At 69.5% G+C, this 11,588-nt stretch carries 9 protein-coding genes; 1 reads left to right on the forward strand and 8 read right to left on the reverse strand.

Going from position 1 to position 11,588, the window contains the following annotated elements; genetic code table 11:
• Nucleotides 1-567: 567 nt before the first annotated feature.
• Nucleotides 568-1,800 (forward strand): D-arabinono-1,4-lactone oxidase, encoded by a 1,233-nt coding sequence (locus ABEA77_RS25215; RefSeq protein ID WP_345651944.1) that lies wholly within the window; start codon nucleotides 568-570, stop codon nucleotides 1,798-1,800.
• Between the two features lie 53 nt (nucleotides 1,801-1,853).
• Here the strand turns inward: ABEA77_RS25215 and ABEA77_RS25220 are convergent, their stop codons facing one another.
• The 8 genes from ABEA77_RS25220 to ABEA77_RS25255 form a co-directional block, all read right to left on the reverse strand.
• Entirely contained in the window at nucleotides 1,854-2,624 is a 771-nt protein-coding gene (locus ABEA77_RS25220) for an SDR family oxidoreductase (protein WP_345651947.1), read from the reverse strand.
• Complete coding sequence (locus ABEA77_RS25225) at nucleotides 2,621-3,514, reverse strand: dihydrodipicolinate synthase family protein (protein ID WP_345651950.1); 894 nt, start codon at nucleotides 3,512-3,514, stop codon at nucleotides 2,621-2,623. Before ABEA77_RS25225 ends, ABEA77_RS25220 begins: the two co-directional genes overlap by 4 nt.
• A gap of 58 nt (nucleotides 3,515-3,572) precedes the next feature.
• Nucleotides 3,573-4,946, reverse strand: a complete 1,374-nt coding sequence (locus ABEA77_RS25230; RefSeq protein WP_345651952.1) for an aldehyde dehydrogenase family protein — start codon at nucleotides 4,944-4,946, stop codon at nucleotides 3,573-3,575.
• 24 nt (nucleotides 4,947-4,970) lie between these two features.
• Entirely contained in the window at nucleotides 4,971-5,864 is an 894-nt protein-coding gene (locus tag ABEA77_RS25235) for a dihydrodipicolinate synthase family protein (protein ID WP_345651955.1), read from the reverse strand.
• 81 nt (nucleotides 5,865-5,945) lie between these two features.
• Nucleotides 5,946-7,418: an aldehyde dehydrogenase gene (locus tag ABEA77_RS25240; protein ID WP_345651958.1), complete on the reverse strand. Its 1,473-nt coding sequence runs from the start codon at nucleotides 7,416-7,418 to the stop codon at nucleotides 5,946-5,948.
• Between the two features lie 60 nt (nucleotides 7,419-7,478).
• Complete coding sequence (locus tag ABEA77_RS25245) at nucleotides 7,479-8,540, reverse strand: proline racemase family protein (RefSeq protein ID WP_345651960.1); 1,062 nt, start codon at nucleotides 8,538-8,540, stop codon at nucleotides 7,479-7,481.
• An 86-nt stretch (nucleotides 8,541-8,626) separates the two neighbouring features.
• Complete coding sequence (locus ABEA77_RS25250) at nucleotides 8,627-9,553, reverse strand: transporter substrate-binding domain-containing protein (RefSeq protein ID WP_345651963.1); 927 nt, start codon at nucleotides 9,551-9,553, stop codon at nucleotides 8,627-8,629.
• Nucleotides 9,550-11,514 (reverse strand): FAD/NAD(P)-binding protein, encoded by a 1,965-nt coding sequence (locus ABEA77_RS25255; RefSeq protein ID WP_345651966.1) that lies wholly within the window; start codon nucleotides 11,512-11,514, stop codon nucleotides 9,550-9,552. Before ABEA77_RS25255 ends, ABEA77_RS25250 begins: the two co-directional genes overlap by 4 nt.
• Nucleotides 11,515-11,588 lie beyond the last annotated feature (74 nt).

An 11,588-nucleotide genomic window follows, 5' to 3' on the forward strand; every position in this document is an offset into this window, starting at 1 on the left:
GGGCACCCGGCCCGTTCGGCTGCCGCGGCTCGCGCCCGACGCGGATGACCACTCGCCGCGGTCCGGCCGTGCACCGATGACAGCACGAACCGACTCGCCGACGAGCAGTCGCCCTCTTTGCTCCAGCACGCCGAGGAGATGTTCGAGGCGTTCGCCAAGCACGTGACGCGCTGATCGCCCGTACCGGCCACGCCGAACGGTGTGCGCACCCAGTTGGTGTCCCTGGTCCTGTGGCCCGCCCGGAAAGCCGGGGCGCCGGTGCAGTCGGTTTGCGCGCATCGCGCGGTAGGAGCGTGCCCCCGCGGCTCGCGCGCCCAGGGAATCGTCATCGTGGCAGCTCTCGTGCCCATGCCCCGGGAATGAAAAAGGGGTTTGCGAGTGTGCGTGGGCATGGTGTCCAGGGTTGATCAAGGGTGCCGGTCGGGTGTGGGACGGACTCGTAAGGTGTCCCACTGCGCGAGCTGGACCGCGCCGTTGTGAGGGGCCGGGAAGAGGTAGTACTTTACCGGTAACCGGTTGCCGTATTGAGTGGCGATGCCGATCCACTGCTTCAAGAGGGGTGTGCGCATGCAACTGTCCAGCGACGGGCAGACCTGGCAGAACTGGGCGGGCAATCAGAGCGCTACGGTGAAGGAAGTGCAGCGCCCCGCGAGCCTCGCCGAAGTCGCCAGTGTCGTCGCCCGCACTGCGGAGAGCGGGGAGCGGCTCCGTGTCGCGGGCAGCGGACACTCCTTCACACCTCTGGTGACGACGTCCGGGACCCTCATGGACCTCAGCCGCCTGCCGGCCGAGGTCTCCGTCGACTCGACGACCTCGACCGCGCGCGTCTCCGGGCAGATGCGGCTGTCGGAGGTGGGGCCGGCCCTGTGGGAACGCGGCTTCGCGCTGGCGAACCAGGGCGACGTTGACGTGCAGACCCTTGCCGGCGCCCTGGCGACCGGTACGAAGGGGTCAGGGCCCCGCCACGGAACGATGAGTTCCCGCGTACGAGGGATGGGGCTCATCACCGGTACGGGAGAGCACCACGAGATCACCGGCAGGGACCAGCGGCTCCTGCACGCGGCCCAAGTCTCCCTCGGCTTGCTCGGGGTGGTGACCCACGTGGATCTCTCCGTGGTACCGCGCTACCGACTGCGCGAGGACAACGCCGTGATGAGCGTTGACGAACTCCTGGACGTGTGGGAGGGGGCCAAGGACGCCTACCACCACTTCTCCTTCTGGTGGATGCCGACTTCCTCGTCGTCCGAGATCTACGGGTTGCCCCCGGTGCCCGCCGATCACGCCTATGTGAAGATGCTGACCGCCGAGCCGGCCGGGGACGGAGCCGAGGTGGCGGGCGGTTCAGGGGCGCGCAGCGGCCCGGCGTACCTCATCTACCCGGACACGGAGCTCGGCGACCCCTTCTACGAGCTTGAGTACGTGGTCGACGCCGGCGACGACAAGGAGACCTTCCTGGAGCTTCGCGAGCTCATGCGGCACGGGTTTCCCCAGGAGGCGACGCCGCTCCAGGTCCGTTGGCAGGCGAGGGACGAGGCATACCTGTCACCTCAGTACCGGCGCGACGCGGTTTCGCTGTCCGTCTCGGGGATGCCCGGTACGGACTACGTGCCCTTCCTGCGAGCCGTCGACCGCCGACTGCGCGACCGCAGCGCGCGGCCGCACTGGGGCAAGCTCCACTTCCTGGATCGGGACAGGGTGGAGGAGCTGTACCCCGCGCTGGACGATTTCCGTGCTGTTCGGCGCTCACTCGATCCTCGGAATGTCTTCCTCAACAAGCACCTCAGTGACCTGCTGGTCTGACGACGATCTGCGCGACCGGGCCGCCCTCCCGCAGCGGGCCGCCTGTGGTGTGGTCATGCTCCTTGGGAGGTCGGAAGGAGTGTCATCTCGCTGACCGACAGCCCTGCGGGCTGGCTCACGAGCCAGGTCACAGCCCGGGCCACGTCCCAGGGCGAAAGGGGTGTGACGGCATGCAGTTCCGGTGTACGGGCCGTCATCCGCCTGAGCTTGTCCGGGGGATTGGCTGCTCGCAGGGATGTCGCGGTGAGCCCGGGCTCCACTAGGCAGACCCGCACGGACGTGGGGGCCAGTTCCTGGCGAAGGCTGTCGGTGAAAGCACGTAGCCCTGCTTTCGTGGCCGCGTACATCGCGCGGCCCGGGCTCGGACGGCGGCCCGAGATCGAACCGACGACCACGATGTCGGCGCAGCCGCGCGACCCTTCCGACACCTCGACGAGGTGCGGCAGGGCCGCGCGCACGCACTCGGTGGCAGCGGTCAGGTTGACCGCCGTCATCGTCTGCCAGTCGGCGGCCGAGGCATCGGCGACATCGTCGATCAGCATCGCTCCCGCCGCCGCCACGAGGATGTCGAGGCTCCCGAGTTCCTGGGCCGCGCGGGCGACGGCATCCGCGCAGCCGCCGGGACGGGCGAGGTCGGCCCTGAGGGGCCGTACACCCCCGGCCGGTTCCTGCGCGCCGCGCGCGGCGGCGACCACCTCGGCCCCGTGCTCCGCAAAGGAGCACGCAATTGCCCGGCCGATACCGGAGGAACCACCCGTCACCAGTGCTCCCCGCCCCGCAAGGGCGTGCCTCACCAACCGGCTTTCTTCGACATCCCGGGTCATGCGAAATACGACGGATCGAGGGCCTTGATGTGCCGCTCCAGTTCCTTGCGTCCCTCCGAGCCGATCGCGGGAAGCGGCGCGCGGACGGGACCCACTTCATGTCCGAGCAGTTCGCAGGCGGTCTTGACCGCACTCGTGTACGGGTGGGAGACGAGGCACACGACGAGCGGGAGGGTCTCGCGCGTCAGCCGGGCGACGGTGGCGTCGTCGCCCTCCCGCGCTGCGCGGATCATCTGCGCGTACACCGGCATCATGAAGTTGAAACTACCGGTGACGAGTCCGCGGGTGCCGATCGTCAGGGCTGTGCTCACGAGTACGTCCTCACCGCAGAACGTGCCGATCTCGTCGCCGTGTTCCGATACCAGAGTGCTCAGCAGGGCCGCGTCACCGCTGGAGTCCTTGACATAGCGGATGTTGTCGTGAGTGTTGGCCAGGCCGACGATCAGGTCGGCGTCCATGGCCAGGCCCGTGCCGTTCGGGTAGTTGTAGAGCATGACCGGCAGTTCGGTCGACGCGGCGACCGTCCCGAAGTAGTCCTCGGCGGCCGAGCGCGACAGGGCCTCGTAGAACGGCGGCGTCACCATGACCCCTGCGGCGCCCACCGACGCCGCGTGCTCGGTGTGGCGCAGGGCCTCGGCCGTGGAGAGCCCGCCCGTCTGCGCGAACACCGGGACGCGGCCCGCGGCCTGGTCGACGGCGACGGCCACGACCTGCTGCCGCTCCTCAGGTGCCAGCGCGATGAACTCGCCGGTCCCACCACAAGCGATGATGCCGTCGGCGCCGCCGTCGATGGTGCGGTCGACGAGATCGCGCAACGACTTCTCGGCGACAGCCGATCCGTCGGCAGTAAAAGGTGTGACGATCGCGGAGAACGCGCCGTGAATGCTCATGTGCTGTGTCTCTCTTTCTTGGTTCGTTCTCTTCGGGGCTCTGGCGTGCGTCCGCCGGTCAGCCGGCAGGCGGTGGCGTGAGGGTGATCGTCCTGACCGACGAGTAGAAGTCCAGCGCAGCCAGGCCCTGTTCGCGAGGGCCCGCACTGGATGCCTTCTCGCCCCCGAACGGTGCGTGGAAGTCGACTCCTGTGGTCGGCGCGTTGATTTTGATCATTCCCGTGTCGAAACCGCCCACGGCCGTGAGCAGATGCCCGAGATCTCGTCCGTGCACCGATGTGACGAGCCCCTGGTCCACGTCGTTGGCCAGTCTCACCGCCTCCCCGACCGACGCCGCCGGAAGCACCGATGCGATGGGCCCGAACGTCTCCTCCTGGTTGACGGGGTGCCCGGTGGGTATGCCACGCACCACAACAGGAGAAGCGAAGCTGCCTTCGTCCGGCGCCTCCCACTTCGTCAGCACCTCGCCACCGGAGTCCCGGACCCGCTGCGCGGCGTTGTGCACGGCAGCGACCGCGTTGTCGTCGATCACCGGACCGACCACGGTGGACAGGTCGTCCGGATCGCCGACCGGCAGGCGCCGCACGGCCGCGAGCAGCGCCTCGGTCAGCGGGGCGGGGTCCCCGACCACGATGATCCGGGATGTGGCCGTGCACTTCTGGCCCGCGTACCCCATGGCCGCACCGGCCAGGACACCGGCGGTGTGCTCGACGGGGGCGTCGGGCAGCACGACGGCGGCATTCTGCCCACCCATCTCGGCCTGCACGGGTATGCCTCGCGCGAAGGCCCGCGCCGCCACCTGACGGCCGACGAGCGTCGAACCGGTGAAGGAGACGACGTCCGCCGCGTCGACGACGGCGGTGGCGGTGTCCCGGCCTCCGGGAAGAACCTGGAACAGATCTGCGGGTAGTGCCGGGCGCAGCACCGATTCCAGCAGCCTGGCACAGGCCATGGCAGGCGTCGCCGGCTTCAGCAGCACCGCGTTGCCGGCGGCGAGCGCGGGCAGAGACTTCCAGAGCGGGATCGCGGCGGGGAAGTTCCACGGTGTGATCAGGCCCGCCACACCGTGCGGGCGGTGCTCGGTGTAGAGCATGCCGGATCCGCTCGGAGGGAAGACGTCGCCGGTGCGCAGCAGCGTGGCCTGGGCGTAGTACTCCACGATGGAACGAGCGCGGAGGACCTCACCGCGCGCCTCGGAGCGCGGCTTGCCGACCTCCCGGACGATGAGATCCTCCAGTTCGACCGCTACGCCGGCGAGGGCCCGGGCAGCCGCGCCCAGAGCCGCGGCACGCGTCTGCGCCGTCTGCGCCCACCATTCGCGGGCTGCCTCGCGGGCACGGTCCGCGGCGGCCGCCACCGCCGCAGGCGAGGTCGGTGTCTCCGTTGCCACCACATCGTCCGGCTGTTGGGGGCTTCTGCTGATGAGACTCACTGTCTTGCGGTCCTCTTCTCGGTGTCAGGCCGCGGCGGACAGCGCGGCGAACGCCCGCTCGAAGTCCTTGCGGGCGCGCGCCTCGGACTCGGTGTCCAGCGGCAGCCGGGGCAGGCGCACCGGGCCGCCGTACCGGCCCGCCATGTCCATCGCGAGCTTGATCGCCTGGATGAAGGTGTGTCGCGAGTCCCACGCGAAAGCGTCGTGCACCTGCTGGTAGAGCGGCAGGGCCTGGGCGAGGTCGCCCGCGACGGCCAGGTCGTAGAGCTTGCGGCACTCGCGCGGGAAGGCGTTGGAGAAGCCGCCGATCCAGCCCTTGGCTCCGACGAGGACCAGTTCCAGCAGCACGTCGTCGGCGCCTGCGATCACATCGATCTGCGGCGCGAGGCTCTGGATCTGGTGGGCGCGGCGGACATCCCCCGAGAATTCCTTCACGGCCACGATGTTGTCGAACTCGCCGATCCGCGCGATCAGTTCCGGGGTGAGGTCGACGTTGGTGTCGAACGGGTTGTTGTAGGCGACCACCGGCAGGCCCACCTCGGAGAGTTCCCTGTAGTGCGCGACGACCTCTTCCTCGCTGGCCCGGTAGGCGTTGGGCGGCAGGGACAGCACGCCGTGGGCGCCGGACTCCAGGGCCTGCTCGGCCCAGCGGCGGGATTCCGCGGCACCGTAGGCACCGGTGCCGGGAATGACGGAGAAGCCCTCCGGTGCCGCCTCGACCGCGGCGCGCACGACATCGGCGCGCTCCTGCGGTGTGAGCACCTGGTACTCGCCGAGGGACCCGTTCGGGCTGACGCCGTCGCAGCCGTTGGCGGCGAGCCACGCCACGTGCTCCTGCACCTTGTCGTAGTCGATCGAGAGATCGTCCTGCTTGAGCGGCAGCGCCGCGGCCACCACAATTCCGTGCCACACAGCCATGGGAGTGCTCCTAATCGTCCGTCATGATCGGTAGTGCTCTGCGGGGTGGTACGGGGCGCTGCCGCGCCCCGTACGGGAGGGTCAGTTCAAGGCGAACCAGGTGGTCTTGAGCTCGGTGTACTGGTCGAACGCCTCGATGCCCTTGTCGTGGCCGCCGAAGCCGGACGTCTTGAAGCCCCCGAAGGGGGTGGTGACGTCGCCCTCGCTGTAGCAGTTCACCGAGACGGTGCCCGCCCTCAGCGCGCCCGCCACTCGGTGGGCGGCGTTGAGGTCGTCCGTGAACACCGAGGCGGCCAGGCCGTAGGGGGAGTCGTTGGCGATGCGGATCGCCTCCTCCTCGGTGTCGAAGGCGAGCACAGAGAGGACCGGGCCGAAGATCTCCTCGCGGGCGATCGACATCTCCGGGGTGACATCGGTGAAGATCGTGGGCTCGACGAACCAGCCGCCGCTGTCCTGGCGCACCTGCCTGCCGCCGATGGCGACCGTGGCGCCGGCCTCGATGCCCGCCTGGATGTAGCCCGTCACCTTGCGCAGGTGCGCCTCCTCGATCAGGGCGCCGATCTTGGTGTCCGGATGCTGCGGATCACCGACGGTCCAGCCGGCGGCCTGGGCGACCAGTTCGGACACCAGGTCGTCGCGCAGGCTGCGGTGGACCAGGATGCGCGAGCCGCAGGTGCAGTTCTCGCCCATGTTCCAGAACGCCGCGCCGGCGAGCTCCTCCGCGATACCGGCGAGCTTGCCGCCCTGGTCTGCGAGGACGAGCTGCGGGCTCTTGCCGCCGCATTCCAGAACGATCTTCTTCAGGTTGCTGTCCGCGGAGTAGCGCAGGAAGTGCCGCCCCACCTCCGTCGAGCCGGTGAAAGCCACGACGTCGACGTCGGGATGCAGGCCGAGTGCCTTGCCCGTCACATGCCCGAGACCCGGGACCACGTTGAAGACGCCGGCGGGCAGGCCCGCCTCGGCGGCGAGTTCCGCGGTACGCAGGGTGGAGAACGGGGACAGCTCAGCGGGCTTGATGACCACCGAGTTGCCGGCCGCGAGAGCCGGGCCGATCTTCCAGGAGAGCGTGGCCATCGGGAAGTTCCAAGGCAGCACGCCGGCCACGACCCCGACGGGTTCTCGGGTGATGAGGCCCAGATTCCCCGAGCCGGTGGGGGAGATGTGCCCGAAGACCTTGTCGATGCTCTCGGCGTACCAGCGGATGGTGCCGATCGCGTCGGGCAGGTCGAGTGTGCGAGTGTCGGTGATCGGCTTGCCCGCGTCGATCGAGTCCAGCAGGGCGAGCTCGTCCACGTGCTCGTCGAGCAGGTCGGCGAAGCGCAGCAGTACGGCCTTGCGTTCGGCGGGGGCGGCCCGGCTCCACACACCACTGTCGAACGCGGCACGCGCCGACGCCACTGCCGCGTCTACGTCGGCCTGGCCACAGGCCGCGACCTGGGCGATCACTTGGCCGGTCGCGGGGTTGACCGAGTCGAAGGTCTCTCCCGTGAGCGGGGCGGTGAGCTTGCCGTCGATGAAGGGCTGGGTGATGAAAGTCGGCTGGCGGTCGGACACGGTACTCCTGCTTGTCTCGTTCGGTACGGGGGCGGGTGGTCGTCCCGGGAGGACGGTTGGTCAGAGGGGCGCGAAGCCGTCGCCGAGAGCGTCGAACGGATCGGCGACGATCCGGGAGAACCCCGTCACGTGCGCGGTGCCCGTCAGGACCGGTGTGACGGCGAGCCGTCCGCCGCCATCGTCCACTCGGGCCGCCCTGACCGCGAAACGGCTGTCGATGATGCTGCGTGTGGTCAACGTCGCCCCGGGGTCGATCTCGCCGCGCGCGAGCCGCAGTGCCAGCAGTGCGCTGGAGCCCGTCCCACAGGGTGAGCGGTCCAGTGCGCCGGGTGGCGCGGAGACCACAACCCGGCACGAGGGAGAGTCCTCGTCGTCGAGTCGTTCGTAGAACAGGACCTGGTACACGTTGAGGCTGTCGCCCGTGAGCGGGTCACGCGGCGGGCTGTCAGCCAGGGCCGCGGCCAGCTCGCGGGAGAGGGCGACGATCTCCGGAGCGGACTCGGGCCGTAGGGACAGTCCGAGTTCGGCCGCGTCCACCGCGGCGTAGTGGTCTCCGCCCCAGCTCAGGTCCACACGTACGCGCTTCCCGCCCAATTCCTGGTACCAGCTGTCCACGAACCAGGAGGGGACATTGGTCAACTCGACGGCGCCGGCTGCTCCGTCGCCCCGCAGGACAGCGGCCTGCACCAGACCCGCGGGGGTCCTGATCCGGATGGTGCGGCGGCCGTCGGCAGCGACCGTGCCTGGTACCAGGCCGAACTCGTCGACCACGGTGGCGAGTCCGATCATGCAGTGCCCGCACATGGGCGGGTAAGAACCGGGTTCCAGGATGACGGCGCCCAGATCGTGGTCGGGGCCGGTGCTCGGCAGTGGCACGACCGCGCAGGTGAGTCCGCCGCCCCGGGGTTCGTGCACCAGGCGGCGCCGCACCCAGTCGGCGGAGTCCCGCAGCCATGCCTGTGCGGCGGGGACTTCGCGGACCTCCTCCGGGAACACAAGCCCTCCGACGACGATCCGGGTCGGATTCCCCGCGGTGTGGCTGTCGATGACGTCGAGTGAGGCGCCGGCGTGGGTCGAGGTCCACTCCGTGCTGAACGTCGTCAGACCGGCCTTCCGTATCATGCCGAGATCCCTAGGTAGTGGGTAACGGGTAACATCTTACGTGAGTCGGGGGTTCAGGGGAAGAGGGCGAAGGTCCTGTGTGCTCGTCAGTCCCCGTAGGTGGGAGGTGTGTCGCCGCGACGGTAGACGGTGGGCTTCTTGATCGCGCCGTACTCGGTTCCCCAGCGCTTGTGAATGGCCCGGTAGGTGCCGTCCTTGATCAGTGTGCGGTAGGCCGCGGCGATGGCCTCGGCCAGCCCCGCGTCACCGGGATCGCGGCTGACCGCGGTCGCGGTGGGACCGCCTCCCACTGATCCGGTGGCCTTGATGGCCACCCCGTCCTGTTTGAGTGCGACGCCCACCTCGTGTCCTGTCAGAACGGCGTCCACCCGGAGGCTGGTCAAGGCGAGCACGGCGCCGCTCATCACCGAGTAGGTCTGCACCTGCGGTGCGGGAGCACCCGCGGCTGCGCACTTCGTCCTGGCGGACTCCATGGCCGGCGGACCGGAGGAGCCGCTGAGTACGGCGATCCGCTTGCCGCACACGTCCGCGAGCGATCGCGGCCGGTAGCTGCTGGCCTCGTCCACGACGAAGGAGTCGTGGTTGCTCCACTCGGTGACGAAGTCGGCCACCTTGAGCCGGTCGGGGTAGACGAAGTACTCGCCCATGCCGATGTCGTAACGGCGCGCCTGCAGACCGGTGAGGATGGAGGAGAAGTCGACGTCGGAGACCTGGGCCTTGAGCCCCATCACCTGTGCGACCGCCGTGACCATCTCGGGAAGCATGCCGGTCTGCCGCCCGGCGACAGTGTAGGAGAAGGGCTTGTAGTTGTTCACCGTCGCGACCCGCAGCACACCTCTTTTCCGGACCGCGGCGGGGACCAGAGCCCGGACCGCGGCGTCGGTCCGCTCGCGCGGAGGCGGAGAAGCGGGTGTCCTGGTGGCCTCGTCGGCGTTCGAACACCCGGCTGCGAGGATCGCGGCCAGGGCTGTGAGCGCGATCGCGCGCAGCGCCCCCGCGCGCAGCCCGGTCATGGCAGCCTCCTGGTGACCGTGTGCTGCTGTTGCGAAGCGGTGCTGGGGGACCCGGGGGCGGGTAGACCGAGGAGGTCGCGTGCCAGTGCGTCGTTCTGCCGGAAGAAGCCCGCGTTCTGGCGTGGCCTGGGGAAGGCGTGTGCCCAGCCCGCGCCGATGACCCAGGGGCCGGCGGCCCACCGGCCGGGATGGGCGCGGCCCTCGGCGCCGATCAGCCGCCCGCGGTGGTCCACGAGGATCCTGCCGCTGCTGACGCCGCTGATGCTGTCGCTCACCTCGTGCCGTTCCGTGAGCGAGCGCAGCAGGGGATCGACGGTCCTGGTGATGTCCGCCGGTGGCAGCCGGGCGTCGATGAGGCACCGAGTGGCGATATCCCGCCCCGAGGTGTCACTGGTGGCCCGGAAGAGCCCGGTCCGCTGGTCGGCGGTGACCCGTAGCCCGCTGCCGAGGAACACCACGACCCCCGCGTCGGCCATCGCCGCGAGCTGGGCGAGGCGTTCCGGTGGAGGACCGCTCGTGACATGGCTGAACAGGCCGTGGACCCAGCCGTCGATGTCTCTCACGATCGTCGACGGGGACAGCTGCCGTGCACGCACCATCTGCCCGCAGACGTCGTACAGGGAGAAGAAGGCGAGCGCCACAGCCGAATCCACACTGCATCGCGGGTCGTCGATCCGTGCCAGAAGTCGCACTACGAAATCGGTGACCTGCTGATGTGTCTCCTGAAGGCCCGTGGCGCCCGAGCCGGCGAGCGGTGTTGCGAGCGTCGCCATGTCGAAGCGGTCCTGCGGCGCCGGTATCGCCTGTTCGAGGAGCTCCGCCAGCTCCCCGCTGCCGTAGTCCAGAGGGGCCAACCTCTCGAAGAACTCGGCCCATTCCATGGTCACCAGGTCCGGGTGGCCGTGGAACAACTCGTGGCAGTGGGCGTAGAGAACCTCCTTGCAGGCCAACGGCCACAGGTCGGTCACGAAGTCCACCGACCGCGGATCGGGATACCGCTGGAGGACGGTTGAGACATCGAAGAAGCACGGTAGTGGAGGACGCTCGGCGCGCAGGGGCGAGGTGAGCTTCGGGTGATAGGGGACGCCACGCCGTGAGCCGGCGTGGATGATGGGTTCGCGACCCGAGGGGTGGTAGCGCAACCGGCCGTCGGGCCCGGAGGTGAAAACACCGCCCCGGCTCTCGCCGAGGAGCACCATCCAGTCGATGAACGCCAGCCCCAGGCCACTGACGATGATGTTCTCTCCCTCGGGCACCCGGTCCACGTCGCAGTCCGCGGTGTAGGCGGGAGGCATGTAGACAAGGCCGTGGGCGTCCGCGAACTCCCCGAAGGAGCGCTCCCGGGAGTCGAGTTCGTCGTCGAGATGGCCCTGCGCGAGCACCACTCTGTCGACGGCGGCGGTCCGTCCCGAGGCCGTTCTGACGAGTTGGGCGGGTCCCGGGTCCGGCCGTGGGAGATCGACGATGTCGACGACGAGGTCCTGGTGGGGAACGACCACGATGCGCTCGGGCGCAGTGGCAACGATGTGTTCGTAGGCCCACTTCAGGTACTCGCTCTGCAACGCGCGCGAGACGAACGTGTCACCGGTCGCCGCGGCCACCTCCTCGGCGAGCCCGGGATCCGCGAGCAGGGCGTCGCGGTGCTCCGCCATCCACTCGGCGAGTGTCGGGCCCGGACGCAGCCGGCCCGCGAGACGGCATGTCTCGTCGGCGAACACGGTGACGCCCGACGCGGGCACGTTCATCCACAGCAACGACGGCTGGTCGCGCCGCCACACCCGTCCTCCGCCGATGGGGTAGGGGTCGAAGAGGTGCACCACCACCTTGCCCTCTCCTGGGGGGAGTTCGGCGACGTTGGCACACAGTCTGTCCAGGACTCCCAGGCAACGGGGGCCCCCTCCGACGATGGCGATGGCCAAGTCGGTGGTTTGCGCAGCCGTCGGCTCCAGTGTCTCGGTCATGTCCTGTCCTTGGCGTGGTGCCTGTGGTGGGTGGCGTCGGTGGCGTAGCCGACGCCGAATCCGTGGGGGTAGGG

Source organism: Streptomyces tremellae (assembly GCF_039540215.1).
GTDB lineage: Bacteria > Actinomycetota > Actinomycetes > Streptomycetales > Streptomycetaceae > Streptomyces > Streptomyces tremellae.

What these genes read in the sequence shown, in the direction of transcription:
- ABEA77_RS25215 (WP_345651944.1), top strand. Translation starts at nt 568, where the DNA reads ATGCAACTGTCCAGCGACGGGCAGACCTGGCAGAACTGGGCGGGCAAT.
- ABEA77_RS25235 (WP_345651955.1), bottom strand. Translation starts at nt 5,864, where the DNA reads ATGGCTGTGTGGCACGGAATTGTGGTGGCCGCGGCGCTGCCGCTCAAG.
- ABEA77_RS25245 (WP_345651960.1), bottom strand. Translation starts at nt 8,540, where the DNA reads ATGATACGGAAGGCCGGTCTGACGACGTTCAGCACGGAGTGGACCTCG.
- ABEA77_RS25250 (WP_345651963.1), bottom strand. Translation starts at nt 9,553, where the DNA reads ATGACCGGGCTGCGCGCGGGGGCGCTGCGCGCGATCGCGCTCACAGCC.
- ABEA77_RS25255 (WP_345651966.1), bottom strand. Translation starts at nt 11,514, where the DNA reads ATGACCGAGACACTGGAGCCGACGGCTGCGCAAACCACCGACTTGGCC.
- ABEA77_RS25220 (WP_345651947.1), bottom strand. Translation starts at nt 2,624, where the DNA reads ATGACCCGGGATGTCGAAGAAAGCCGGTTGGTGAGGCACGCCCTTGCG.
- ABEA77_RS25225 (WP_345651950.1), bottom strand. Translation starts at nt 3,514, where the DNA reads ATGAGCATTCACGGCGCGTTCTCCGCGATCGTCACACCTTTTACTGCC.